Source organism: Pseudomonas sp. FP2254 (assembly GCF_030687695.1).
Lineage (GTDB): Bacteria > Pseudomonadota > Gammaproteobacteria > Pseudomonadales > Pseudomonadaceae > Aquipseudomonas > Aquipseudomonas quebecensis.
This window is the reverse complement of record NZ_CP117444.1, coordinates 1,836,116-1,861,603: the sequence shown is the minus strand read 5'-3', so window position 1 is coordinate 1,861,603 and position 25,488 is coordinate 1,836,116. Positions and strand designations below refer to the sequence as shown.

At 60.3% G+C, this 25,488-nt stretch carries 30 protein-coding genes; 15 read left to right on the top strand and 15 right to left on the bottom strand.

Annotated features, from left to right (window positions below; genetic code table 11):
- Positions 1-40: 40 nt before the first annotated feature.
- On the bottom strand, positions 41-247 hold the full coding sequence (locus PSH94_RS08635) for a DUF1127 domain-containing protein (protein ID WP_181081569.1): 207 nt from the start codon (positions 245-247) through the stop codon (positions 41-43).
- Positions 248-317: 70 nt separating this feature from the next.
- Here PSH94_RS08635 and PSH94_RS08630 point away from each other — a divergent pair, with 70 nt between their 5' ends.
- Positions 318-1,199, top strand: coding sequence for a LysR family transcriptional regulator (locus PSH94_RS08630; RefSeq protein WP_181081568.1), 882 nt, complete (start codon positions 318-320; stop codon positions 1,197-1,199).
- On the opposite strand, the gene PSH94_RS08625 is transcribed toward PSH94_RS08630, so the two are convergent.
- Positions 1,189-1,938, bottom strand: coding sequence for a sulfite exporter TauE/SafE family protein (locus PSH94_RS08625; RefSeq protein WP_285428963.1), 750 nt, complete (start codon positions 1,936-1,938; stop codon positions 1,189-1,191). The genes PSH94_RS08630 and PSH94_RS08625 overlap by 11 nt on opposite strands.
- Positions 1,939-2,047: 109 nt before the next feature.
- Between PSH94_RS08625 and PSH94_RS08620 the strand changes: the two genes are divergently transcribed.
- From PSH94_RS08620 to PSH94_RS08605, 4 genes are all read left to right on the top strand, one after another.
- Complete coding sequence (locus tag PSH94_RS08620; RefSeq protein WP_305437122.1) at positions 2,048-2,998, top strand: LysR family transcriptional regulator; 951 nt, start codon at positions 2,048-2,050, stop codon at positions 2,996-2,998.
- Positions 2,999-3,078: 80 nt separating this feature from the next.
- Positions 3,079-3,531, top strand: coding sequence for a MarR family winged helix-turn-helix transcriptional regulator (locus PSH94_RS08615; protein ID WP_253511496.1), 453 nt, complete (start codon positions 3,079-3,081; stop codon positions 3,529-3,531).
- Between the two features lie 233 nt (positions 3,532-3,764).
- The gene (locus tag PSH94_RS08610; RefSeq protein ID WP_181081564.1) at positions 3,765-4,184 is read left to right on the top strand and encodes an organic hydroperoxide resistance protein; all 420 of its coding nucleotides are present in this window, start codon (positions 3,765-3,767) and stop codon (positions 4,182-4,184) included.
- Between the two features lie 27 nt (positions 4,185-4,211).
- Positions 4,212-5,228: an alpha/beta hydrolase gene (locus tag PSH94_RS08605; protein ID WP_266248607.1), complete on the top strand. Its 1,017-nt coding sequence runs from the start codon at positions 4,212-4,214 to the stop codon at positions 5,226-5,228.
- Positions 5,229-5,294: 66 nt separating this feature from the next.
- Here PSH94_RS08605 and PSH94_RS08600 read toward each other — a convergent pair whose 3' ends face one another.
- Together PSH94_RS08600 and earP are read right to left on the bottom strand one after the other, a co-directional pair.
- Complete coding sequence (locus PSH94_RS08600) at positions 5,295-5,867, bottom strand: elongation factor P (RefSeq protein ID WP_003172723.1); 573 nt, start codon at positions 5,865-5,867, stop codon at positions 5,295-5,297.
- Between the two features lie 49 nt (positions 5,868-5,916).
- A complete protein-coding gene (gene earP, locus PSH94_RS08595) occupies positions 5,917-7,050 on the bottom strand; it encodes an elongation factor P maturation arginine rhamnosyltransferase EarP (RefSeq protein WP_305437119.1) in 1,134 nt (377 codons plus the stop codon).
- Between the two features lie 132 nt (positions 7,051-7,182).
- Between earP and PSH94_RS08590 the strand changes: the two genes are divergently transcribed.
- Together PSH94_RS08590 and PSH94_RS08585 are read left to right on the top strand one after the other, a co-directional pair.
- Positions 7,183-7,551 (top strand): hypothetical protein, encoded by a 369-nt coding sequence (locus PSH94_RS08590; protein ID WP_181081861.1) that lies wholly within the window; start codon positions 7,183-7,185, stop codon positions 7,549-7,551.
- A gap of 5 nt (positions 7,552-7,556) precedes the next feature.
- A complete protein-coding gene (locus PSH94_RS08585) occupies positions 7,557-8,039 on the top strand; it encodes a GreA/GreB family elongation factor (protein ID WP_181081860.1) in 483 nt (160 codons plus the stop codon).
- 89 nt (positions 8,040-8,128) lie between these two features.
- Here the strand turns inward: PSH94_RS08585 and cysB are convergent, their stop codons facing one another.
- From cysB to PSH94_RS08560, 5 genes are all read right to left on the bottom strand, one after another.
- On the bottom strand, positions 8,129-9,103 hold the full coding sequence (gene cysB, locus PSH94_RS08580) for an HTH-type transcriptional regulator CysB (RefSeq protein ID WP_017849520.1): 975 nt from the start codon (positions 9,101-9,103) through the stop codon (positions 8,129-8,131).
- Positions 9,104-9,206: 103 nt separating this feature from the next.
- The gene (locus tag PSH94_RS08575) at positions 9,207-9,707 is read right to left on the bottom strand and encodes a universal stress protein (RefSeq protein ID WP_181081859.1); all 501 of its coding nucleotides are present in this window, start codon (positions 9,705-9,707) and stop codon (positions 9,207-9,209) included.
- Positions 9,708-9,778: 71 nt separating this feature from the next.
- Positions 9,779-10,690 carry a 5'-nucleotidase gene (locus tag PSH94_RS08570; protein ID WP_181081858.1) on the bottom strand — a complete coding sequence of 304 codons (912 nt, stop codon included), beginning with the start codon at positions 10,688-10,690 and terminating at the stop codon, positions 9,779-9,781.
- A gap of 15 nt (positions 10,691-10,705) precedes the next feature.
- Positions 10,706-11,668 (bottom strand): putative 2-dehydropantoate 2-reductase, encoded by a 963-nt coding sequence (locus PSH94_RS08565; RefSeq protein ID WP_181081857.1) that lies wholly within the window; start codon positions 11,666-11,668, stop codon positions 10,706-10,708.
- Complete coding sequence (locus tag PSH94_RS08560; protein ID WP_181081856.1) at positions 11,665-12,051, bottom strand: thioredoxin; 387 nt, start codon at positions 12,049-12,051, stop codon at positions 11,665-11,667. Before PSH94_RS08560 ends, PSH94_RS08565 begins: the two co-directional genes overlap by 4 nt.
- Between PSH94_RS08560 and PSH94_RS08555 the strand changes: the two genes are divergently transcribed.
- Both PSH94_RS08555 and PSH94_RS08550 read left to right on the top strand, forming a co-directional pair.
- Complete coding sequence (locus PSH94_RS08555) at positions 12,050-12,484, top strand: PilZ domain-containing protein (protein ID WP_181081855.1); 435 nt, start codon at positions 12,050-12,052, stop codon at positions 12,482-12,484. The genes PSH94_RS08560 and PSH94_RS08555 overlap by 2 nt on opposite strands.
- 130 nt (positions 12,485-12,614) lie before the next feature.
- Entirely contained in the window at positions 12,615-13,691 is a 1,077-nt protein-coding gene (locus PSH94_RS08550; protein ID WP_181081854.1) for a 3-deoxy-7-phosphoheptulonate synthase, read from the top strand.
- Between the two features lie 70 nt (positions 13,692-13,761).
- Here the strand turns inward: PSH94_RS08550 and PSH94_RS08545 are convergent, their stop codons facing one another.
- Entirely contained in the window at positions 13,762-14,043 is a 282-nt protein-coding gene (locus tag PSH94_RS08545; protein WP_181081853.1) for a GNAT family N-acetyltransferase, read from the bottom strand.
- Between the two features lie 610 nt (positions 14,044-14,653).
- Here PSH94_RS08545 and oprI point away from each other — a divergent pair.
- Positions 14,654-14,905, top strand: coding sequence for an outer membrane lipoprotei OprI (gene oprI / locus PSH94_RS08540; protein WP_003172710.1), 252 nt, complete (start codon positions 14,654-14,656; stop codon positions 14,903-14,905).
- Positions 14,906-15,024: 119 nt separating this feature from the next.
- Here the strand turns inward: oprI and PSH94_RS08535 are convergent, their stop codons facing one another.
- From PSH94_RS08535 to PSH94_RS08525, 3 genes are all read right to left on the bottom strand, one after another.
- A complete protein-coding gene (locus PSH94_RS08535; protein WP_181081852.1) occupies positions 15,025-15,993 on the bottom strand; it encodes a L,D-transpeptidase family protein in 969 nt (322 codons plus the stop codon).
- Positions 15,994-16,076: 83 nt separating this feature from the next.
- On the bottom strand, positions 16,077-16,370 hold the full coding sequence (locus PSH94_RS08530; RefSeq protein WP_003172705.1) for a hypothetical protein: 294 nt from the start codon (positions 16,368-16,370) through the stop codon (positions 16,077-16,079).
- Positions 16,371-16,428: 58 nt separating this feature from the next.
- On the bottom strand, positions 16,429-17,034 hold the full coding sequence (locus PSH94_RS08525) for an arylesterase (RefSeq protein WP_181081851.1): 606 nt from the start codon (positions 17,032-17,034) through the stop codon (positions 16,429-16,431).
- A gap of 10 nt (positions 17,035-17,044) precedes the next feature.
- Between PSH94_RS08525 and PSH94_RS08520 the strand changes: the two genes are divergently transcribed.
- Both PSH94_RS08520 and PSH94_RS08515 read left to right on the top strand, forming a co-directional pair.
- Positions 17,045-17,728: an ABC transporter ATP-binding protein gene (locus PSH94_RS08520; RefSeq protein WP_181081850.1), complete on the top strand. Its 684-nt coding sequence runs from the start codon at positions 17,045-17,047 to the stop codon at positions 17,726-17,728.
- Positions 17,728-20,238 (top strand): ABC transporter permease, encoded by a 2,511-nt coding sequence (locus PSH94_RS08515; protein ID WP_181081849.1) that lies wholly within the window; start codon positions 17,728-17,730, stop codon positions 20,236-20,238. The genes PSH94_RS08520 and PSH94_RS08515 overlap by 1 nt, the downstream gene beginning before the upstream one ends.
- 45 nt (positions 20,239-20,283) lie before the next feature.
- Here PSH94_RS08515 and greB read toward each other — a convergent pair whose 3' ends face one another.
- Positions 20,284-20,757, bottom strand: coding sequence for a transcription elongation factor GreB (gene greB, locus PSH94_RS08510; protein WP_253511476.1), 474 nt, complete (start codon positions 20,755-20,757; stop codon positions 20,284-20,286).
- A 117-nt stretch (positions 20,758-20,874) separates the two neighbouring features.
- Entirely contained in the window at positions 20,875-21,876 is a 1,002-nt protein-coding gene (locus PSH94_RS08505; protein WP_305437114.1) for a hypothetical protein, read from the bottom strand.
- Positions 21,877-22,087: 211 nt separating this feature from the next.
- Between PSH94_RS08505 and PSH94_RS08500 the strand changes: the two genes are divergently transcribed.
- The 3 genes from PSH94_RS08500 to PSH94_RS08490 are packed head-to-tail and all read left to right on the top strand — an operon-like array spanning position 22,088 to position 25,484.
- On the top strand, positions 22,088-23,014 hold the full coding sequence (locus tag PSH94_RS08500; protein ID WP_305437112.1) for an ATP-binding cassette domain-containing protein: 927 nt from the start codon (positions 22,088-22,090) through the stop codon (positions 23,012-23,014).
- Positions 23,011-23,736, top strand: coding sequence for an ABC transporter permease (locus PSH94_RS08495; protein WP_253511467.1), 726 nt, complete (start codon positions 23,011-23,013; stop codon positions 23,734-23,736). Before PSH94_RS08500 ends, PSH94_RS08495 begins: the two co-directional genes overlap by 4 nt.
- 14 nt (positions 23,737-23,750) lie before the next feature.
- Complete coding sequence (locus PSH94_RS08490) at positions 23,751-25,484, top strand: Gldg family protein (protein WP_305437110.1); 1,734 nt, start codon at positions 23,751-23,753, stop codon at positions 25,482-25,484.
- Positions 25,485-25,488 lie beyond the last annotated feature (4 nt).

Here is a 25,488-nt window from a genome sequence, read left to right as displayed (position 1 = left end):
TCTCCATCGGGCCTCGCCGCCTACCCTACTGCATCCATGGCTATTTTCGCAGCGGGTCCTGCCAAAAATGCTGATGACGCTCGCGCTCAACGTCAGCGCGGTTGAGACCAAGGTCCTTCAATGCGTCGTCGCTCAAAGTGGCCAGCAACTGACGCTCCTGATGCAATGCCTGCCACCGGCTCACGACCTGAAACAGCCCGGCAAACGGGCGCTTCGCCAACAGCACAAAACCTTTCTGACCTTTCATCCTGTCACCCTCCCTTGGGGATGACGCCAGTGTGTGCGCGGGGCTATGATCAATCCAACGAATGTTTCTTATGCAACACATCTCCGAGATTGATCAATTGTCCGGCTACCCAAGTATCGATACAGACGTACTGCGCACCTTCGTGGCCATTGCCGATCATGGCGGTTTTACCCGCGCCGGTGAGTCGGTCAACCGCACTCAGTCGGCGGTAAGCATGCAGATGAAGCGCCTGGAGGAAGATGTGCTGCAGCGCAAGCTGTTTGAGCGCGAGGGTCGCCAGGTGCGATTGACGCCGGAGGGCCAGGTGTTGCTGGGGTATGCGCGGCGCATCCTCAAGCTGCACAGCGAAGTGTTCAACACCTTGCGTGAGCCGCATATGGTCGGGCTGGTGCGCATCGGCACGCCTGACGACTACGTGATGCGCTTCCTGCCGGGTATTCTCAAGCCATTTTCCAAGGCGTATCCGTTGATCCAGATCGAGATGCATTGTGAGTCGTCAGCGGTGCTGATGCAGCGACGGGATCTGGCGTTAACCGTGGTCAGCCGCGAGCCGGGCAACGAACTCGGCGAGCTGCTGCGTACCGAGCGCATGGTGTGGGCCGCGTCCCCGTGCTTTTGCGCGGACGAACACGACGCGCTGCCACTGGCGGTGTCCGGCAACGATTGCGTCTATACCCAATGGACCCGCGCCGCGCTGGAGGCGGCCGGACGGGACTATCGCCTGGCCTATCACAGCACCAACGTCGCGGCGATCCAGGCGGTGGTCAACGCCGGGCTGGCGGTGATGATCTGCATGGAAAGCCTGGTGACCGAGGAGTTGCGCGTGCTCGGCAGCGACGAAGGCTTCCCGCCGCTGCCGTCGATGAACCTGCATTTGTTGCGCAACGCAACGATGACCTCGCCGATCACCGAGTGCCTGGCCGATTACATCCGTGAAGGCTTCAGACTTTGAACATCAACATCACCGCACACGCCACCAGAAAGCCGCAGAACAAGCCGCGCAGCAGCCGTTCCGGCATCGCATGGGCGACTTTCACGCCCCAGCTGATGCTGAGCAACCCGCCGATGGCCAGCGGCATACCGATCATCCAATCCACTTCGTGATGCCAGGCATAGGTCACCAGGGTCACGCTGGTGCTGGGCAGAGCGAGCGCGAGCGACAAGCCTTGCGCGACTACCTGGGTCGTGCCGAACACGCTGGTCAATACGGGTGTGGCGACGACCGCGCCGCCGACCCCGAACAAACCACCCATGGAACCGGACGCCGCACCCAACACGCCCAGCCACGGCCAGCTGTAGCGCATGTGCGCCGTAGGCGGCGCGTTGCGTGTGAACATGCGCAGCACGTTGTAAGCCGACAGCACCAGCAAAAACGCGATAAAGCCAATGCGCATCGCCCCGGCATCCAGACCAACCGCCCAGATCGATCCCAGCCAGGCGAAGATAAACCCCATCACGCCCAACGGTAAGGCGTGGCGCAATTCGATACGGTTGCGTTGATGATAGCGCCACAGCGCCAGCATCACGTTGGGCACCACCATGACCAGCGCCGTGCCCTGGGCAATCTGTTGATCCAGGCCGAACAGCACGCCCAGCACCGGGATAGCAATCAGCCCGCCACCAATGCCAAACAGCCCGCCGACCGTGCCGAGGGCCGCGCCCAATACCAGGTAAATCGCTACATCCAACACCGTGTGTGACTCCGCATACCCCAAGACCTTGCATGCTACGCAGTCGTGCCTGGCGCGGAAACGCACAGCAACGCACAATGGCTATGCCGATCTCGCACAAGCAGCCGCCATGAATCCCAATACCCTGACCGATCAACTGAGTCTTTTCCTGGATGTGCTGGAGACCGGCAGTTTTTCCGCCGCCGCGCGTCGCCATCCGATCACGCCGTCGGCAGTGGCCCGGCGTATCGACAGTCTGGAAAATTCGGTTGGCAGTCGCCTGTTCCAACGCAGCACCCACGCGGTGGTGCCGACCCCGGCGGGCATGGCGTTTGCCGAGCGCGCGCGGCGGATTGTCAGCGAGCTGCAACTGGCGAGAGCCGAAGCGGTGTCCCTGAGTCACGCGCCGGAAGGCCTGATTCGGGTGGACGCGCCGGCAGCCTTCGGTCGACGTCACCTGGCGCCGGTGATCGCCGACTTTCTCAACGTGTACCCCGGACTGGATGTGCACCTGCATCTGATCGACAGCTTCGTGGACATGCAGGGCGCACATCTGGGCAAAGTCGACCTGGTGCTGCGCGCCGGCCATATCGTCGATACGCGGCTGATCGCCACTCCTCTGGCCAGTATCGTGCGCATCGCCTGCGCCAGCCCGGCGTACCTGAAAAGTCGCGGCACGCCGACCCACCCTCGTGAATTGAGCAACCACGACGGCCTGGACTGGGATGGCCTGGCACCGATGTTCGCCTGGCGCTTCGAACTCGACGGGCGCCGTGCCACTTACCGCCCGCAGCGTATCCGCATGAGTGCCAACAACGCAGAGGCTCTGCTTTGCGGCGCGTTGGCCGGATTAGGTATCGCTCACCTGCCGACCTGGCTGGCCAGTGAATATCTGGTGCGCGGCGAACTGTTGCCCTTGTTCTGCCAGGAAGGCCTGCCCAACCCGGAAACCACCGGGATCTACGCGCTGCGCCTGGAACAGCAGCCCAATGCGCGCAGTCGTTTGTTGCTTGAATACCTCAAGTCACGTTTCAGCCCGGTGCCGCCCTGGGACCTGGCGCTGCAAAGCGGGCTGGTCTGAACGGCGGGTCAGAATTACCTGGCGCATTAAAGATTTGCCCGCTAGATTCAAAATCAGACCTATTTTTTAAGGCACCACCCATGAGCAAAAATCCCGCACCCTGCGAATCCTTGATGCTGGACAACCAGCTGTGCTTCGCGCTGCACTCCACCTCGCTGCTGATGACCAAGGTCTACAAACCGTTGCTGCAAGCGCTTGGCCTGACCTATCCGCAGTACCTGGCCATGATGGTGTTGTGGGAAGAAGATGGGTTGACCGTCGGTGAAATCAGCAGCCGTCTGCTGACCGATCCGGGCTCTCTGACCCCCCTGCTCAAACGCCTGGAGGTAGAGGGCCTGCTCAGCCGTACCCGCAGTCGTGAGGATGAACGCGTAGTGGTGGTGGAGCTTACCGACGCCGGCCGCGCCTTGCAGGATAAGGCCATGGGCATTCCTCAGTGCATTCTTGGCGCCAGTGGTCTGGAGCTTGAGCAACTGCGCAAGCTACAGGCTGACTTGCTGGCATTGCGCGGCAACCTGCAGAACGCGATCTGAACACCGCCACACCCAGGTGAGCGTGGGCTCGCGACCCCGATAGCCTGGGGTCCGCCAGCCCGCCTGTCATGTCATACCGTCATCGACATAAGCCCTCTCGTACCCCCGGTTTGCAGCGCCTCAAAAAATAGTTGTGAATTTATCTTGCGCACTAAACATTAGCGCTATACATTTGCTCTCACCAACTACTTAGCGCGCAAACTTTTAGCGCTAAACAAATCGAGGGCTTTACCATGCAAACACTCTATACCGCAGTAGCCACCGCCACCGGCGGCCGTGATGGTCGTGCTGTTTCCAGCGACAACATTCTCGATGTCAAACTTTCTACCCCCAAAGAATTGGGCGGTGCCGGTGGCCAGGCCACTAACCCTGAACAATTGTTTGCCGCCGGTTATTCGGCTTGCTTCATCGGCGCGTTGAAGTTCGTCGCCGGCCAGACCAAGCGCAAGGTCCCGGACAACGCGGCAATCACTGCCCACGTGGGCATCGGCCAGATCCCCGGCGGTTTCGGCCTGGACATCGATCTGCATATCAGCCTGCCCGGCCTGGCCCAGGATGACGCGCAAAGCCTGGTCGACGCGGCTCACCAGGTCTGCCCGTACTCCAACGCCACCCGTGGCAACGTTGATGTACGTCTGCACGTAACCGTCTGATCACCTCTGCCGCCCAAGGAGAAGCACATGAACACCATTGGTAAAGCGCTCACCGGCACACTGCTCGCCCTGTCCATCGGCAACGCATTTGCCGCAACCGGCGATGTGGAACACAGCACCCAGGCCTTTCTGGATGCGTTGAACAGCGGCACCGGCAAGCCGATCGAACAACTGACGCCCAAGGAAGCCCGCGCGGTGCTGACCGGAGCTCAGGCCGGGGTTAAGCTGACGCTGCCCGAGGCGGACGTGAGCCACAAAACCATCCAGGTCGACGGCCAGCCGCTGGACCTGACCATCGTGCGTCCGGCCGGGGTCAAGGGCACATTGCCGGTGTTTATGTTCTTCCACGGTGGCGGCTGGGTGCTGGGGGATTATCCGACCCATGAGCGCCTGGTACGCGACCTGGTGGCAGGTTCGGGAGCCGCGGCGGTGTTCGTCAACTACACACCGTCACCCGAAGCGCATTACCCGGTGGCGATCAATCAGGCCTACGGGGCCACGAAGTGGGTGGCCGAGCACGGCAAGGAAATTAATGTCGACGGCAAGCGCCTGGCAGTGGCGGGCAACAGTGTCGGCGGCAACATGGCTGCAGTGGTCAGCCTGATGGCCAAAGACAAGGGCACGCCGGCGATCAAGTTCCAACTGCTGTTGTGGCCGGTGACGGATGCCAACTTCGAGACGGCTTCGTACAACCAATACGCCGAAGGGTACTTTCTCACCAGGAACATGATGAAGTGGTTCTGGGACAACTACACCACCGACCCTAAACAGCGCGCCGAGATCTACGCCTCACCGCTGCGCGCCACCACCGCACAACTTAAAGGCCTGCCGCCGGCCATGGTGCAGACCGCCAGCGCCGACGTGCTGCGCGACGAGGGCGAGGCCTATGCCCGTAAGTTGGATGAAGCCGGGGTACCGGTGACGGCTGTGCGCTACAACGGCATGATCCACGATTACGGGTTGCTCAACGTAGTCAGCCAGGTGCCGGCGGTGCGTTCGGCACTGCTGCAGGCGTCGGATGAGCTTAAGCAACACCTGAAGTAATCAAGCAGCGCCCACGAAAAAGCCCGACGCTAGGTCGGGCTTTTTTTCGTATCGGCACAGCCAGAATTACTTCTTGGCGCGACCTTTGTACGAACCACCTTCGCGGGTGTCGATTTCGATCAGGTCGTCGATTTCGATGAAATCGGCCACTTGCAGTTCGGTGCCGTTGCTCAGTTTGGCAGGCTTCATCACCTTGCCGGAAGTGTCGCCACGGGCGGAACCTTCGGTGTAGGCAACCTTACGCACGATAGTGGTCGGCAGCTCTACGGAAACCAGGCGCTCTTCGAAGAAAATCGCTTCGCAGACGTCTTCCATGCCTTCTTCGATGAACGGCAGAACGGCTTCGATATCTTCAGCGTTCAGCTCGTACATGGTGTAGTCGGTGGTGTCCATGAACGTGTAGGTGTCGCCGCTGATGAAGGACAGGGTCGCTTCTTTGCGGTCGAGGATCACGTCGTCCAGTTTGTCGTCGGCGCTGTAGACGATCTCGGTCTTGTAACCGGTCAGCAGGTTCTTCAGCTTGGTCTTCATGATTGCGCTGTTACGACCAGACTTGGTGAACTCAGCTTTCTGAACCAGCCAAGGGTCGTTTTCGAGACGGATCACTGTACCGGGTTTCAGTTCTTTACCAGTTTTCATTACGTATATCCGAAATTTGGATGGGATTTACAAAAATCAAGGTCGCGTATCATATCCAACTTTCATAAAACTGTACCAGCGCCGTCGCAAGATCGGTCTGCAACCCCTGTTCCAGACACCATGTTTGGGCGTGTTGGCTCACCTCCGGCCAATGTTCCAGCAGCATTTTCCACGCTTGAGCCATATCGGCCTCCGCGTTCCAGGCTTGCCAAAGCCCGATCAACGCCGCCCTTGCCGCCGCCGATAAGGCGGCGGTGTACAGCTCAAGGAAGGCATCGAGCTTATCGAGGTGAATGTCTTCGTCCTGACGGTAGATGTGCCACAGCAGCGGGCGCCCGGCCCATTGGGCGCGCACGAACGAGTCTTCGCCGCGTACGGCATTGAAGTCGCAGCACCACAACAGGCGGTCATATTGCTCCTGGCGCACGAACGCAATGACCTGCACGGTCAGTGATCCGCGCTGCTGGATGTCTCCCGCTGTCAGCCGGTCCAGGCCCAGCCAGCGCTGCACATCGCCAAGAATGCGCCCCTCGGGAACCAACAGATGAGTGGCACGCCCGTCCGTCGATAACACTTCCAGCCAACTGCCCAGTCCGGCGTTTTCGTAGGCAAACAGAGAGATCAGCCGCGCACCGACTGCGGGATACACGCCGAGGGACTGTAGGAAATATTGCTGCGCACTGACATCCTGCTGAAACGCCGTACGTCGCTCCAGCAATCCCGCCTCACGCAACAGACCGCCCGTGCCGGGCCGGAACCCGGGAAAGAAGAAGTACTTCTGCACGCCCTTGAACTTCACCGACGGCAGCTTGTGACACCCTACCACCCACTCTTCGGCACTGAGGTAATCCAGGTTCATCCACAATGGCGTGCGTTCACGTGCGGCCATACCTTCCATGTAGTCAGGCGGCAACTGGCACGCGAACGCGGCGATCACCACATCCGCCGCAGGCGCGTCCACCCACTCGGCCGGCCAATGACGCACTTCGACGCCTTCCTGCCATTGCATGCCTTGCCGCACATCAATGTCCGGGCACATGCGCTCGAAGGCGCGCAGGTCATCGACCCACAAGCGCACGTCACAACGGTGCTCAACCACCAATTGCCGGGCCAGGCGCCAGGTCACGCCGATGTCGCCGTAGTTATCGACAACGCTGCAAAAAATATCCCAGCGGGCTTTCATTCCGGGCTCCATCGATCAAAGGCTCGATTGTCCGCATAAATGCGCGGATGCAGAAGGCTTGATCGCGATTATTCTGCACAGTGGCTGTGCGACAATCGCCGTCACGCCGTCAATGCCTGCCAGGAGGCCGCCATGTCTGACCGTCCGTTATCGCCGTTCAAGCTGATACTCGCCATTGCCCTCGGCCTTTGGCTGGGGTTCGTCGCCATTGCGCTGACCACCTGGCTGGCTTCGCGCTACCTGTTCCCCCAAGCGTTGGCGCCCGTCGCCCAGGCGGTGCAAGAGGTGGGCAAGCCCGCCGCCGCCGCGCCGCAGCCGCCCAACCCAATGTTCGAGCAGTATCAGCAGAACCTGCAGAAACAGGAACAACAGCAGGCGCTTGATCAGGCGCGTAATAACGCGCGCAATCTGTCCAACCCCAAATGCCAGTTCTGGCTGCAACAGGACCAGAACGCACCGAACGAGAAGTCCCGGGCCAATGTCCTGCAATTCTGCGATTGATGACTATGAATAAACACGCTGTCCACACACTCATTCTGGAAAAGCTCGGCGATGATCTCGACATCGCCCAACGGGCCGCGCAGACCGCGTACGAAACCGCGACCCACGAAGAAAACATCGCCGAGAACAAATACGACACGCTGGGGCTGGAGGCCTCTTACCTGGCAGCCGGGCAGGCTAAACGGGTTGAGGAAATCAAACAGGCGCTGACGCTGTGCCAGAACCTACAACTGCGGGCATACGATGACCAGCGCGGCATAGAAGTCGGCGCGCTATTGGGCCTGGAAGATGACAACGGGCGCCAGCAGTGGCTGTTCCTGGCGCCCGATGGGGCGGGGTTGAAAGTGGACGTGGTGGGCCAGCCGGTCACCGTCATTACCCCGCGCTCGCCTCTGGGCAAAAACCTGCTGGGCAAATTCGAAGGGGATGACGTGGAGATTCTGGTGGCAGGCGCTCGGCAACACTTCACGGTTACCGAGGCCAAATAACTTGAGCGCGCGCTCGAATCACCACCTAAGGACGCAAAGTTGATTCGAACGGCGCGCTATCGCAAAACGGCCACCACGGGCCGGGCCAATCAGTGAACCGGCAGCTCCACACCGTCGAACAGCTCCTCCAGTTCCTGCTTGTTGTGGCACTGGATAGCCTTGGCCATGACTTCACGGGTGAGGTGCGGGGCGAATTTTTCGATGAAATCGCACATGAACCCGCGCAGGAAGGTTCCGCGACGGAAGCCGATCTTGGTCACGCTGGACTCGAACAACTCACTGGCATCCAGCACCACCAGGTCTTTATCGAGCTGGGTGTCCACCGCCATCTTGGCGACGATGCCCACGCCCAGGCCCAGGCGCACGTAAGTCTTGATCACGTCGGCATCGGCGGCGGTAAACACCACTTTGGGCGTGAGGCCGCGATGGCTGAAGGCCTCATCGAGCTTGGAACGCCCCGTGAACCCGAACACATAGGTCACGATCGGGTATTCCGCGAGGGCTTCGAGGGTCAGCTTCGGCAGCTTGGCCAACGGGTGGCCCTGAGGCACCACCACGCAACGGTTCCAGCGGTAGCAGGGCATCATGACCAGATCGCCGAACAGCTCCAGCGCCTCGGTGGCGATGGCGAAATCGACGGTGCCGTCAGCGGCCATCTCGGCGATCTGCATCGGCGAGCCTTGATGCATGTGCAGCGCCACGTCCGGGTACTGTTTGATGAAATCGCGGATCACTGGAGGCAGCGCATAGCGCGCCTGGGTGTGGGTGGTGGCGATCGACAGGGTGCCCTTTTTCTCGTTGGAAAATTCCTGGGCGATCTGCTTGATGCTTTCGACTTTTCGCAGGATTTCGCCGGCGGTGGTGATAATGCGCTCACCGGCCGGCGTGACACGGGTGAGATGCTTGCCGCTGCGCGCGAACACTTCGACGCCCAACTCGTCTTCGAGCAGGCGGATCTGCTTGCTGATACCGGGTTGCGAGGTGTAAAGGCTTTGAGCAGTAGCGGAAACGTTGAGGTCGTGGTGCGCCACTTCCCAGATGTAGCGCAGTTGTTGAAGCTTCATATCAATCCCTCAAAGCAGATAGACGCCACGGGTATCAGCGACGGTATATAACTATATTAAAGGTTTGGAGGATAAATCTAGAACTTTTTATCCTTTACTCCACTCACACGTCATCACTTCGTCGACGTTGCAGCGACGGCACCAGATAAACCGGTACCGTGGACAGCTGCACCACCCGCGAAGCCGTGCGCCCCAGTGGCGTGGCCGCCGCGCTGGCGCAGCTGTGACTTCCTACGATCAACAGGTCCACGGAAAGTTTACGCAGTTGGTCGAGTATCACCTCGCAAGGATCGCCCTGGATCACGCGCACCGAGCGGATCAATTGCAAATCCTGCCCCCCCTCCCCCAACTCCTCACGAAAACTGTCCAGTACCCGCTGTTCGATGGTGGCAATCATTGTGCGCAGGCCCTCGCTACGCCACTCATTCAGGCTCTGTTCATCGAGATAACTGTGCAGCACCGATTCGGCAAACAGCCCGATCGGCTCCACCACGTGAATCACATACAGATCCGCCTTGAACGTTCGCGCCAGCGCCAATGCATGTTGCATCACGTACGGCGCGTACAGACCAAGGTCCGTGGCGTACAGCATCGAACCAATCATAAAAACCTCCTGGACGGCCAGGATGGCGCAGATCAAATCAGCTTAGCAGCGCCGCATTGATTTCGACTGCTTCAGACCTGGGTTCCGACTTCGTTGCTGATGCCATGGGGCACATGCCCGGTGGCTACCACCTCCCTGGCTTTCTCACAATGACCGGCCTGGTCATCGAAAAACACATCGGCGGCAAACGCCTCAAGGAACGCGGCCTTCTCCAGGCCACCGAGAAACAGCGATTCGTCCAGCCGGATGTCCCATTCCCGCAAGGTGCGAATCACCCGCTCATGGGAAGGCGCCGAACGCGCGGTAACCAGGGCCGTACGGATCGGGCACGCCTCATCGGGAAACTCACGCTGCAGCAAATTCAACGCCGCGAGGAATCCCTTGAACGGCCCGCCGTGCAACGGCTGGCGCGCCGACTCGCGCTCGCTGGCCTGGAACGCCGCCAGCCCACCGGCCTGGTACACGCGCTCGGACTCATCGGAGAACAGCACCGCGTCACCGTCAAAGGCGATCCGCAGCTCCTCGCTGCACGCCCGCCGTGGACCGCCCGACAAAATCGTCGCCGCCGCGAAGCCGGCATCCAGGGCACTGCGCACATCTTCAGCATGGGTGGAAAGAAACAGATGACAACCGAACGCTGCCAAATAAGGATATGGACTACGCCCTCCGGCGAAAGCGGCGCGGGAAATATCCAGGCCGTAATGCTGGATCGAGTTGAACACCCGCAGTCCGGTGTCGGCACTGTTGCGCGACACCAGCACCACCTCGACCCGGGCGCGGCCCAGGCTGGCGTTGAGGTTCAGCAGTTTCCTGACCAGCGGGAAGGCATCGCCGGGCTCGAGAATCTCTTCTTCGTGGTCGATCTGATATTTACGGTAGGTCTCCACACCTTCGGCCAGGTAAATCCTGTGGCTTTCGCCGAGGTCGAACAGCGCCCGCGATGAAATCGCCAGCACCAGCTTGTCGCCCAATCCCTTTGCCATGTGCGTCCCCCCGAATCAGCGGTTGTGCCGATCAATAAAGCTCAAGGCCTGATAGAGCGCCCGCATGCGCGGCAACTCGCACCCGGCGGCCCTGGCGGCCGATAGCGGGCGCGCATAGATCGCCGCCAGTTCCAACGGGCGTTTGTGCATATAGTCGTGATACATGCTGGGCAGGTAATCGTCCATGGTTTCGGTCATGGCGAACATCTGCCCCGCGTAGCTTGCCGGGATGTCATGGCCGCAGGCGTGGGCAGCCTGCACCACTTCGGCCATCAGCGCCTGGATCAGCTCGCGGCTCGATTCGTCGGCCATCATGGCGGTGGTGCCGGTTTTCAAGAGCACAGAGAGCCCGTTGAACGGCACGTTCCACACTAACTTATGCCAGCGCGCCTGATGCACATTGGCCATGGCCTGGGATTCGATCCCGGCCTGGTGAAACAACGCGGCACCGGCTTCGACTATTGCTGTCCGACGCCCCTCATCATTGGCTGCCGCGCCGCTGTGGTAGCCCAGATTAACCCGCCCCAACGCCTCATGCTCGACAACGCCGGGGCCGGAGCGGTGTACGCCGATGTAGCACAAGCCACCCAGCAAGTGCAGCGACGGGGGCAGGTGTTCGCGCAGGCTGTCTTCGACGTCGAGGCCGTTTTGCAGCAACACCACCTTGGCGTCCGGGGCCGCCACCTGGGCCAGGGTCGGAGCCAGCTCCAGATTCCCGGTCGACTTGGTGCCCACCAGCAACCAATCGCAGGGTGGCATATCGGCCGCACGGGCATAGGCCTGCACCGGCTGCAGGTGCAAAGTGCCATGCACCTTACTGTTCACCCGCAGGCCATGGGCGCTCACTGCGGCATATTCACTGCGCAGCAGGAAGTGCACATCGAACCCGGCGCGCGCCAGCATCAAGCCGTAGAAGCCACCGATGGCGCCGGTGCCGATGATGCCGATACGCGGCGAGTGGGGTGCAACTGCTGTCATGGCAATTCCTCAGGTAGACGGGTTAGCGCTTCATTTACGGCCTCGGTAATGGCCGCGGGTGTAAGACGTGTCTGTAATTGCCCAAGGAATCGACCCTCGCACACCACAAACAGCGCCGGCAAATGAAAGATCTGGTATCGCTCCACCGCGCCGCCATTATTCCCCGCATCCACCCAGCACACACGGTCCACCGCCAAGCGCCAGCCCGGCAATTGCTGGCGTGCCCAGCGGCAACTGGCACAACCGGCGCTGACGAATACCAGCAGCGAAACCCCTGGCAATACCAGCAATTGCTGGTCAATATCCAGGTCGGTCAATTCCAGTTCCTTCACTATACTGCTGCCACCGCCGTCAACGGGACGGTGCTCGGAGTCCGTGTACATGGGTCGTTTTTTACCTCACCCTGATGATGTCGCTGTCGAGTTAATCCAACGTCCCTCCCCTGCCATTCCCCGCCAACGCCTGCACGCCGTCGGCCTGGGCGGTGTCGCCTGCCAGTCGCCCCGCGCCTGGCGCCAGGGCAGCGCAGTTGACTTGCATATTCCCTCACTGGGCGCCAGTGCGCGCTATCCAGGGTACGTGGCCTGGTGCCGCAAGGTGGAAAGCGGCTATCGCGTGGGCATTTCGTTTACCGACGAACATGCCTTGTTCGGCGCGCGAATGGGGGAACAAGCATGCCGGATAGAACGCTACTGCCGCCAGCACGATGATGCACAGCCGACACCGCTGCAGTTCGAGGCCCTGGCCCGAGAGTGGGTGGCGCGTCATGCTCTGGAGTTCTCCCACGAAGCGTTTGTGCAGCCGGCGCGGGATTAAACCCGCCCAGCCCATTGTCGCGGGCCCGTATTACGCGCTAAGGTTCCTCCCCCCTGCATCCAAATCATGCTGTGCACCGCCGCACGGGAATGGCTGGCGGCCGGCACCCGTGACCCTGACGAGTAACACGATGGCTGATTTACCGATCAATGACCTAAACGTCGAATCCAACGAGACCCTGATCACCCCAGATCAGCTCAAGCGCGAAATCCCGTTGAGCGAGTCTGCCCTGCAGACCGTCACCAAGGGCCGCGAAGTCATTCGAAACATTCTTGACGGCACCGACCACCGCCTGTTTGTGGTAATCGGCCCTTGCTCGATCCACGACCTCAAGGCCGCCCACGAATACGCCGAACGTCTCAAAGTGCTGGCAGCGGAAGTGTCCGACACCTTGTACCTGGTCATGCGCGTCTACTTCGAGAAACCGCGCACCACCGTTGGCTGGAAGGGTTTGATCAACGACCCGTACCTGGACGACTCGTTCAAGATCCAGGACGGTCTGCACATCGGCCGTCAATTGCTGCTGGACCTGGCAGAAATGGGCCTGCCCACCGCCACCGAAGCGCTGGACCCGATTTCCCCGCAGTACCTGCAGGACCTGATCAGTTGGTCGGCCATCGGTGCGCGCACCACCGAATCCCAGACCCACCGCGAAATGGCGTCCGGCCTGTCGTCGGCAGTGGGCTTCAAGAATGGCACCGACGGCGGCCTGACCGTGGCGATCAACGCGCTGCAGTCGGTGTCCAGCCCTCACCGTTTCCTGGGTATCAACCAGGAAGGCGGCGTCTCCATCGTCACCACCAAGGGCAATGCCTACGGTCATGTGGTGCTGCGGGGCGGCAACGGTAAGCCCAACTACGACTCGGTCAGTGTCGCGCTGTGCGAGCAGGCGCTTAACAAGGCCAAGATCAAGCCGAACATCATGGTTGACTGCAGCCACGCCAACTCCAACAAGGACCCGGCCCTGCAGCCGCTGGTAATGGAAAACGTCGCCAATCAGATCCTGGAAGGTAACCAGTCGATCATCGGCCTGATGGTCGAGAGCCACTTGAACTGGGGCTGCCAGGCCATTCCCAAGGACTTGGCCGATTTGCAGTACGGTGTATCGATCACCGATGCCTGCATCGATTGGGCCGCCACCGAAAACACCTTGCGCAGCATGCACGCCAAGCTCAGGGACGTATTGCCCAAGCGCACACGCGGCTGAACCCGCCTCGTATCGTGCACACAAAAACGCCGGGCTGAACCCGGCGTTTTTGTGTGCAGTTGCCTAAAACTTACAGCTTTGCGGCATGGCGCTGATGGCGCTCCATGTAGCGCTCCACGTAGGAGCAGGACGGGATCACCGTGTAGCCCGCCTTTTCTGCGAACTTCAACGCCTCCTCGGTCAACGCCGCCGCAATGCCACGGCCTCTTAGCGCGTTGGGCACGAAGGTGCGATAGATATCCAGGGTCTGCTTGCCGAGATCCATGTAGGTCAGGTAGGCACGATGACCGTCCACAGTGGTCTCGAACTGATGACCTGTCTGGTCATGGTGGATGGACAACGCCTCGCTCATCACTACTCCTCGCGGGTCTTGGTGTGTGACCCTTACCTTACCGATGTTTTTCCGGCGAAGGAACATCTACGCCAACCCGTGCCGGTTTCGACAACGAGAAACCTATAGCGCTCACAACCAGCCCGTAGGGAATAGTAGGCACCAATCCTGCAATTGCTCAAGGCGCATGCACCATCCCCCGCCGCTGGCGGATATAGAAAGGGCTTCGACCTCTGGAAGATCGAAAGCCTGAACATTGCCGGCAGTTGAACCTTGAGACGAACAGGCGCTCTTAAAGTCACCTCTATATGCTTAAAAAGATGCCTGTCCAGACGCCATGAGGCGCAACGAAAGTGCCTGGGTAGTTATATAATTTTTCATCTGTGTACAAGGCGCAACGCATGCCGGCCGGCCCTCTCAGCTGACCTTCAGCGGTGTGCACGGGCAAAAAATTGAACAGTTTTTATACAACCCTACGAAAGGTTAGCCAAAACAGATTCGCTGCGAGAATTTTTTTTGCTTCTTGCGCAACGTCAGTTTACTTACTACAAGTAATGGGTAGTATGTACGCCGGCTATAAGCTCAATCTGAGAAGTAGCCATTTAACAGAAAGTCCTTGAAGGGGAACACGATGAACAACGTTCTGAAATTCTCTGCTCTGGCTCTGGCCGCAGTTCTGGCTACCGGTTGCAGCAGCGTCTCCAAAGAAACCGAAGCTCGTCTGACTGCAACTGAAGACGCAGCAGCTCGCTCCCAGGCTCGTGCAGACGAAGCCTACCGTAAAGCTGATGAAGCTCTGGCTGCTGCTCAAAAAGCACAACAGACTGCTGACGAAGCTAACGAGCGCGCTCTGCGCATGCTTGAAAAAGCTAGCCGCAAGTAATAGTCCCTCGGGGTTGTTACCAAGCCGATCCATTTTTGGATCGGCTTTTTATTGCCTGGAGTTCCCCATGAACCCGGCCAATAAAAAACCCGCCGCGGCGGGTTCAGAAGGACGCAGGCTTACTGCTGCAGATCGATCGGCGCACTGGAAACCATGGGCGCCGCGCCAGGCACGCCGATTTCGGTGGGCAAGCCGTCTTCCGCCGCCACTACATCACGCACCTGATCCCAGTTCACCCGCAGGTTATTGGCCAGGTCTTCACGCTTGAGCAGGGCGTTGATCACAGCGGTGTGCTTGTCGACCACCGACGGCGTACCGTCATCGTTCAAGGGCGTGTGCGCCTCCAGGTACACCTTGCCGCCACTGCTGCCGAACTTGTAGGCATCGTTGATGATGCGCACCGATGTGCCCACCGGCACCATGCCGGCCATCTCCAGCACGTTGTTGTTGAACATACGGAAGCAGCCATGGCTGGTACGCGTGCCGATACCGAACTTCATGTTGGAGCCGTGGATCAGGTAACCCGGCGTGCCCAGGGTGAATTTGAACGGACCCAACGGGTTGTCCGGCCCGGCGGGCACCACGTTGGGCAGCGGGTCGCCATTGGCGGCATGCTCGGCCTTGATCGAGGCCGGCGGCGTCCAGGTCGGGTTCGGCGTCTTGGCGATGATACTGGTGTGGGCAATCGGCGAGCCCCATCCTTCACGACCGATCCCCAGCGGGAACGTGTACACCACGTCCTGCCCCTTGGGGTAGTAATAAAGCCGGTATTCCGCGAGGTTGATCACAATACCCTCGCGCGGCCCCGGCGGCAGGATGAAGCGCGTCGGCAGCACAATCTCCGTACCCGCGCCCGGCAACCAGGCATCCACGCCAGGGTTGGCGGCAACCATCTCCGAATAGCCCAGGTCATAGGTGGTGCCCAGGTCGGCAAAGGTGTCTTCGTACTTGGCCTTGATCACTTGGACCTGGCCGACGATGTCTTCGCCCGGAGGTGGCAAGGGCAACTGCAGGGCCGCCGCCGGGCCGGCCGCACACAGGGCAGCAAGAGACAGGCAGCAGGTAACGACGGAAAGGCGCGAGAACATCCGAAAAATCCTTCGCAGAACGACGGGTAGGTTAAAGGCGAATCGCTAGCTTACAACTTATAGCTCCACGCCTGCAGCTGCTTCTAAAGCTCAAACCGCAGTTCCGGCCAGATCGGCGGGGTGCCGCGCTTTTGGGATTCAAGGATAGCCCGGCACAGGGGGCATAGGCGCTGATCCTGGAAGATCGAACGATCCACCAGCGACCAGCGTGGCTGGGCCGGCAATAAAGTGCCGCACAGCGTACGGTCGATGGAGCCACCCAGTTCCAATTGACGCGTCACCAGATGCACCCGCACTTCCTGGCAGGCGAACAGATCCAGCTGCTCGTCCGGCTCGATCAGTTGGTAATTAAACAGGGACCAGGCAGGACGCGACATCGAGGGCTCCAAATCAGGGGGGCGCCACCTTAGCCGAAAGCCTGCCGGTAGAAAAGCGTCATAACAGCGGTTTGAGCGATGGCCAGACATTTTCCAGCAACTTGTCCTGGGCACCCACAGCCGGGTGCAGGCCATCGGCCTGCATCAGCTCGGGATGACCGCCGACCCCCTCCAGGAAAAACGGCACCAGCGGCACCTTTTTTTGCTGCGCCACATCGCCGAAGACTTTGTTGAAAGCCTCGACGTAGCGCTTTCCATAATTGGGTGGAATCTGCATGCCCAGCAGGAGCACCTTCGCTCCGCTGTCCTGAGACTGCTGAATCATCGAAGCAAGATTTTGTTGCAATTGCGCAGGTGGCTGGCCGCGCAGGCCGTCATTGCCGCCCAACTCGATAACCACCACCTGCGGCTTATGCGCCGCAAGCGCCGCCGGCAGCCGCGCGAGGCCGCCGGCACTGGTGTCGCCGCTGATGGAAGCGTTGACGACTTTATCGTCGAAACCTTCCTTCTTGAGGCGTTGCTCCAGCAATGCCACCCACCCTTTGCGGGTATCCAGGCCGAAACCGGCACTGATACTATCGCCAACGATCAGGACTGTACCCGCCGCTGCGTTCTGCGCCATGCACATCAAGGCCAGGCCAGCACTCAAAAACCACATTCGCATCGGATTCTCCATGGGCGCAAGCATTCTCACCGCGCGGAACCTTAGCAAAGTGGTTCCCAGCGCGGAAGGTGAACTGACTATCCTGCACGAACTGAGCCTGGAACTGAACAAGGGCGACAGCCTGGCTATCGTCGGCAGTTCAGGTTCCGGCAAATCCACGCTCCTGGGCCTGCTGGCCGGCCTCGACCTGCCCAGCGGTGGCGAAGTCACCCTCGCCGGGCGTGCCTTAAGCAGCCTCGACGAAGACCAAAGGGCGCGCATCCGCGCCGAGCATGTGGGCTTCGTCTTCCAATCCTTTCAACTGCTCGACAGCCTCAACGCCCTCGAAAACGTCATGCTGCCGCTGGAACTGGACGGCCGTAAAGACGCCCGCGAACGCGCCAGGCACCTGCTGGAGCGCGTGGGCCTGGGCCAGCGCCTGACCCACTCGCCACGTCAGTTATCCGGTGGCGAGCAGCAACGCGTGGCGATTGCCCGCGCGTTCGCCGCCGAGCCGGACGTGCTGTTCGCCGATGAACCCACCGGCAACCTCGACAGCCACACCGGCGAGCGCATCAGCGACCTGCTGTTCGAACTCAATAAAGAGAGCGGCACGACCCTGGTGCTGGTCACCCATGACGAGCGCCTGGCCCATCGTTGCCGACGCCTGATCCGCCTTGAAGCCGGCCTGATGGTCGCGCCCCTGGAGCCTTGATGGCACGTTTGCCGCTGTTGCGTCTGTTAAGCCTTGCCATGCGCCAATTATTGCGCGATGCCCGTGCCGGTGAATTGCGCGTATTGTTCTTCGCCCTGCTGGTGGCCGTGGCGGCCAGCACCGCCATCGGTTACTTCGGCGCGCGCCTCAACGGCGCCATGCTGCTGCGTGCCACCGAGTTTCTCGGCGCCGACCTGGTTCTCGAAGGCAGCTCCCCGGCGCGACCCGAACAGGTCCGGTCCGGCACCGAACTGGGCCTGGATCATGCGCGCGTGGTGGAATTCTCCAGCGTGATTGCCACCGACAACGGCATCCAGCTGTCCAGCATCAAGGCCGTCAACGAACAGTACCCGCTGCGCGGTGCGCTCAAAAGCGCAGCCGCGCCCTTTGCCGAAGAAACGCCGGGGGGCGGTCCGAAACCCGGTGAAGCCTGGGTGGAGGCGCGCCTGTTGACGGCGCTTGACCTCAACGTCGGCGACAGCATCGATGTGGGTATGAAAACCCTGCGCCTGGCGCGCGTGCTCACTTATGAGCCGGACCGCGCCGGTAATTTCTACAGCCTCACGCCCAGGGTGATGATCAACCTCGCCGACCTGGAGGCCACCGGCGTGGTACAGCCTGGCAGCCGTGTCAGCTACCGCGAACTGTGGCGCGGACCGCAGGGCAGCACCGCGCTGCAAACCTATCGCGACCTGATCAAACCCGGCCTTGCCGCCAACCAGCGACTGCAGGACTCACGGGACGGCAACCAACAGATCGGTGGAGCCCTGGGCAAGGCCGAGCGTTACCTGAACATGGCCAGCCTGGTGGCCGTGCTGTTGGCGGGGGTGGCGGTCGCCCTGTCGGCCAACCGCTTCGCCACGCGCCGTTTTGACGCGAGTGCGCTGTTGCGCTGCCTGGGGTTGTCACGCCGCGAGGCCATGCTGCTGTTCAGTCTGCAACTGAGCGTACTGGGCCTGCTGGCCAGCCTCACCGGGGCCCTGCTCGGCTGGCTGGCGCAGTTTGGCCTGTTCTATTTCCTGCATGATCTGTTGCCGGCGGATGTGCCACCGGGCGGTCTGTTACCGGCCGTGGCGGGGATCGGCACCGGCCTGGTCGCCCTTGCCGGCTTTGCCTTGCCACCCTTGGCTGCACTCGGTCGCGTACCGCCGCTGCGGGTGTTGCGCCGCGACCTGCTGCCGATCCCGTCCAGCACCTGGGTGGTCTACGGCGCCGCATTATTCGCCCTGGGCCTGATCATGTGGCGTCTGAGCCTCGACCTGGTGCTGACCTTCGCCCTGCTCGGCGGTGGCGTGGTGGCCGCTTTGGTGCTGGGTGGCCTGCTTCTGCTGCTGTTGCAAAGCCTGCGTCGACTGCTGGCCGGTGCAACCCTGCCCTGGCGCCTGGGCCTGGGCCAACTGCTGCGCCACCCCTTGGCTGCGGCTGGCCAGGCGTTAGCGTTCGGCCTGATCCTGCTGTCCATGGGCTTGATCGCTCTGTTGCGCGGCGAACTGCTCGACACCTGGCAGAACCAGTTGCCCAAGGACGCGCCCAATTATTTCGCCCTGAACATCCTGCCGGCCGACAAGGAGGCTTTCGGCGCACGCCTGCTCGAAGTCCAGGCGCAATCGGCTCCCCTGTACCCGGTAGTGCCCGGACGGTTGATCAGCATCAATGGTGAACCGGTGCAGGAAATCGTCAGCAAGGACTCCAGCGGTGATCGCGCCGTGCAGCGCGATCTCAGCCTGACCTGGGCCGCCGACCTGCCACCGGGCAATGCCCTGACGGAAGGCACATGGTGGCCGCCGCAACCTTCAGACGATATTCCCGGCGTTTCGGTCGAGGCCAAGGTAGCGCAAAGCCTCAAGCTCAAGCTCGGCGACCATCTGATCTTCACGATAGGCGGGGAAAATCGCGAGGCGCGGGTCACCAGCCTACGCACCATCAACTGGGACAACTTCCAGCCCAACTTCTTCATGATTTTCCAACCCGGCACCTTGAAGAACCTGCCCACCACGTACCTGACCAGTTTTTACCTGGCACCGGGTCATGATCAGCAGATCGTGGACCTGTCCCGCGCGTTTCCAGCCGTGACCATCCTGCAGGTGGAGGCGCTGCTGGAGCAGTTGCGCAGCATCCTTGCCCAGGTGACCCTGGCCGTGGAATACGTGCTGTTGTTCGTATTGGCCGCAGGCATGGCGGTGCTGTTTTCCGGCCTGCAAGCGACACTGGATGAACGCATCCGCCAGGGCGCGCTGTTGCGGGCGCTGGGTGCCGAGCGCACATTGCTGGTGACGGCCAGGCGCATCGAGTTCGGCCTGCTGGGTGCCGTCAGCGGGTTGCTGGCGGCGCTGGGCACCGAGCTGGTGACCTGGGTGTTGTACCGCTATGCGTTCGACCTGGCCTGGCACCCTCACCCGTGGCTATTGCTGCTGCCGGTGATAGGTGCTGTGTTGATCGGGGGGGCCGGCGTATTCGGCACACGCCGTGCGCTCAATGCCAGCCCGCTTACCGTGCTGCGCGAAGGTTGATTCGCCACAGGCCCGCCCCGTTCAAGGGCGGCGGGCCTGCAGCGTTCACTTTTCGTACTCGATAGCGGTAATCCACCAGCACACCTCGCCGGTTGGCGTCTGCACAATCGCCTCGTCGTCCACTTCCTTGCGCAGCAGTGCGCGGGCCATCGGCGAATCGATGGAGATGTAATCCATACGGTCGTAAATCTCGTCATAGCCGACGATGCGAAACCGTTTGGTTTCTCCCTGCTCGTTTTCAATGTCGACCCACGCGCCAAAGAACACCTTGCCTTCCTGCTCAGGGGAGTACTCCACCACACGCATGTCTTCCAGGCGTTTGCGCAGGTAACGCACCCGGCGGTCGATCTCGCGCAGCAGTTTCTTGTTGTACTGGTAATCGGCGTTCTCGCTGCGGTCTCCCAGCGAGGCCGCCCAGGTGACTTTACGCGTGGTGTCCGGGCGCTTTTCGCGCCACAGGTAATCCAGCTCTTTCTTCAGCGCCTCATGACCTTCTTTGGTAATCAGCTTGGTACTCAAACGCTTGCATCCCCGGCAATGTCCATGAACGCCGATGCTCCAGAGTCTCGGCCCTGGTGTCGACTGACTGAGGTGGATGATAAATGAACCGCGCAAAGTAGCCAGCGTCGCCAATCCTCAACCCGCCAGCCCCTGGTCCATCTCCTGCAGTGCTCTTTGCAGATTTTGACGCAAAATCGATAGGTGGGATTTAGTCAGGTTCAGCGCCTCAGCCTTCTGTTCCATGGCATGCGCCTGCACCTGCTGCTGCGTCTCGAGCAGCTCCAACTCCCGCCTCTTCTCATCCATTTGCTGCTGCTCCTGCTGCAACCGCGCCTGCCAGCGCTCGAGTTCCGCCTCCCGCTCGACGACAGCGAGCTTTTGCTGGGTCAAATCCTGGGCCACCCGAGCCAGGTTTGTCAGCGTACTGTCCACTTGCGCCAAGGTATGGCGCTCCATGGGAACGGAGGGAGCCGCCTGGGGCACCGCGTCGGGCGCCTCCAGCAGCTGCGGGCTGCAAAGCTCGGCCTGCGCCTCAACCGCCGACGGCGGGCCATCCGGCGCCGCAGGTCCCGCCTCAACCGGATCCTGCACAACCGGTTGCCGCGCACGATCCGGCGGGCTCGCGACCCGGGGCGGCGAGACCATCTGCGATGAAAAACGAATGGATGGAACAATCAGCGACGCGCTTTCAATCGCCGCCAGCGCAGGGGCCGATATCCCCAGGGTAATCACTTTCATCACCAGCGCTTTCTTGATGATCACCGAGTGATGATCTTCAGGCCTGGCAGGCGGCAACTTACAACCTTTGAGGTCGACAAAATGGTAGGGCACCTGGGGTTCGGTCCCCTCCTCCAGCTTATTGTTTGATGCAGCGGCCAGCATCAGGATCTGCTTGAACGCTTGCATCGCGATTTGCAGGTGCTCCCTGGACTCGATGCGATCCAGAAAATACCGTTCGGTCTTTTTGTGCAATGCCGCGATGTAGACCCTGGAGCTGCCGGGCTCGACTTCTTCGTCCAGGCTGTAAACAAGAAAATTGGAAGCGATCTGAGTCACCGCAAACCCACAGAGCAAGGCACCGTTGACCGGAGCATCCTGGCCGTTACGTTCAAGAACAAGAGTACGTAGAAGCATCATAGTAATCAGGCCTGATTTCAAAGGACGAAGGTTTATATAAACATCTGACACATGGATATCTAGATACACATCAATTGTTTCAGCGAAGCCCCAAGAAGGAACGTAGGACTTGTCTTATTAGTCCTGAGCACCGTTCCCAAAACCAGATAATCACCGTAACCTTTTTTCGCCTTGCCCCCTCACTCTCCGCCACACTTATTCGACAATAAAAATGATTGAAATAAGCAAGCTCAATAAAACCCTAGGCAACAGAAAGATAATTAATGACTTGTCATTCAGTTCCATTCAAAAGGAATGCCTGGGTTTATTCGGAGATGACGACAGCGCCAAGACCACGCTATTGAAATTGATAGCAGGGGCAATCCCCCCGTGCAGCGGACATATTAAAATCGACACGCTGGATACACGTACCCATTCCATCAAGGCTAGAAAGCTAATCGGCTATCAAGTCGAACAAGGGCTGAGCCACCCCACCATAACCGTTAATAAAGTGCTTCATTACATGGCCGCCATTCGCGGCTTCAGCGGCAATGAAAAACGCTGGCGGGTAGCCGAAGCTGTTGCGCGCCTGGAATTGCTGGCGGTGCTGAATACGCCGCTCGACGCATTGCCCATAGACCTGAAACGCAAAGTCGCAATTGCGCAGGCCATCCTGCATACCCCCACCGTGTTGCTGCTTGATCAACCCACGCAAGGGCTGGCCCCTGACCAGATATACGCGTTCAAAGAGACCGTGCAGGCGTTGACGCAAGAGATGACGGTCATCATCGCGTCGCGCAATGCCGAGCACCTGAGTGAACTGTGCACGCGCGCGCTCATCATTAACGATGGGCAACTGGTGGCTGACGCCCCTTTGCTCGACCTGCAGCACAACTCCCGGCACTACCAGGCGGTGACGCTCAGCGCCGACACGCCACTGGATTTATTGTCCCTGGCCGTATTGCCAGGTGTCGCCGGCATCGAAGAACACCGTCATGCTCCCGGTACAGTGACCGTACTGGCCATGCCTGGGCACTCGATCTACCCGCATATCAATACGCTGATCGCCAACCGTCACTGGAAAATAAACACATGGCGCCTGGAACCCGGCCGCCTGAGCGATCCACGGCAAAACCTGCGCCAGTTGGGGTCCCTGTGAAGTTGATCCCGGTGATTTTCAAACGACAGTTGGGCTGCTACCTCTCGACACCCGCCACCTACTTGAGTGTCGCCCTGTTTCTAGCACTGTCCATGGCCGGAGGCGTCCACATCAACCAGTGGCCCGGACAGGAGATTGTCGATCTGGGGGCATTCGTTCAGTTACATCCGTGGTTGCACTTATTGCTGATACCCGCCCTGGCCACGCAACTATGGTCGGACGAGTCCAACGCCGGCTTTATCGAACTTCTACCCACACTTCCCATCACCACGGCCGAACTTTCCATCGGCAAATTCCTCGCAGCCTGGTGCGTGGCAGGCATGGCCTTGAGCCTTATGTTCCCGGTGGTTATCGCCATCAACTACCTCGGCAACGCAGACAACGGTGTTATCGCCTCGCAACTGACCGCAAGCTGGCTGCTGGCAGGCAGTTATCTTTCGATCGGCGGTTTTATTTGCACGTTAACACGTCACCGCATAGTTATTTTCGTACTCACACTGGGCTTATTACTGATTGCCAGTGGGCTTTCTTATGTCGTAGATGCGTTGGAACATCAATTGCCTATTCAAGTGCTGGAAAGTTTGAGTGCGCTTAGCCCATTTTCAAGATTCGCGCTGATCGACAATGGTCAGTATCTGCTCCATGACAGCCTGTATTTCATCAGCGTGATTTTCGCCTTCCTGACTGCTACCACAGTCACTCTCAATTCGAAGTACCGCTGAGAAGGAAGCTCAACATGGGATCCCTGCTGCGCACCGGCATGACACTGATTGTCATCGCACTGACGTTCCTGGCGTTCAACCTGGTCTGGCTTGAAAAACTTCCCAATCCCCAGTGGGACTTTTCCCAACAGGGCATTCATTCCCCACCGGCCTCGATAAAACGCTGGTTGAGTACGTTGGAACATCCAGTGGACCTGTACTACTTCAACGCGCACAACGCCCCAAATCGAACTCAGACGCTGAACCGACACGGCAAGCGCATTGAACAGCGGCTCAAAGACTATGAGAAACGGGCCAAGGGTATGATCAATCTGCACGTGATTGATCCACGGCCTTTTTCGGAAGATGCCTATAAGGCAAGTCTGTACGGCCTGAGCGAAGATATGGGTTTCCTCGGCCTTATCGGTACGCGCGCGGGAGTGGGCGTACAGCGTATCGAATCATTGCGCCTCGACCACGAACCGTTGCTTGACTACGAAATCAGCCACCTGATCTATAAGTTGCAGCATCCAGAACGCCCCAGCGTGGGGCTGCTGTCCGGGATACCGCTGGGCGAACCCGCGGGTCGATTGCTGGGTGAGCTGCGGCGTCATCTCGCGTTTATCGACCTGCAACCGACCGGCCAACGCGTGCCCGAACAGCTCAAGGCACTGATGGTCGTGCAGCCAAGCCTGCTGCCGGAAAGCGCCTTGTATGAGATCGAACAGTTTGTGTTGAAAGGCGGGAAATTGCTGATGTTCATCGACCCGTTGAGCGAACAGCGTACGCAAGCAGCACCCGATAATCCCAGGGTCGGTGAATTGCTGGCTGCCTGGGGCCTGCACATGCCCGAAAGAAAGGTGCTGATCGACAGTCTTTACGGGTCCACGCCGGCACCTGGGCTCATGAAGCCCGGCATACCTGCGCTGGCGCGACTCAACTTGCCACGCCAGGCCATGAACAAAAACGACGTCAGCACCTGGCGATTGAACACCGTTGCGGTTTCCAGCAGCGGCGTCCTCTCGCCGCTCAACGGCAGCGCTGCAACCTTCACGCCGTTATTGCAAGGCTCCTGGCAGGCCGTGTTGCGGGAGGTTGCGCTCTTGGAGCCCATCACCCCGATGGCTTCATCAACGGACAGAGTGGCCTCCCCTGTGATCGCCGCCCGCATCGAAGGGCCGGCGTATTCGATTTTTCCCGATGGCCTCAAGGGCCAGCCGCCGGGTGTGCAGAAAGTCGCGCAGATACAGGTCGTGGTAGTCGCCGACACTGATCTGCTGATGGACCAGGACGCCGGCGAGGCGCCAACTGACAACGCACTGTTTATCTTGAACACGTTGGATAACCTGTCCGCCCTGGAGCCGCTTGCAAGCCTGCGTCCACGTGCGCCCCCACCCCCATCGGCGAACCTGCTCGGCAAGATGCGCGAAGACGCCGAACACGCCTATCGCGCCAAAGCGATTGAACGGGAGCGCCGCCTGCAGGAAACGGAACAGCAATGGCGGCGACTGAACCCGGCGACGCTCACGCTTGGCTCCCAGGCCGTGGACACCAGCACCCAACTGCAAGCCCTCAACAAGGAACGGCTGCGCCTGCCGATAGAGCTGCACGCCTTGAGAGCCGACGCCTATGCGCAGGTGCGCCACCTGGAGCGAACGATCAAGCTGGTAGTGATACTCGCTGTGCCCTTGATGCTGTGCCTGGTGGCCTGGCTGCTCCACGGCGTGCAGCGTCGCCGTCGCGTGGCGTTTGACAACCAGGTCCGCTGAGGGC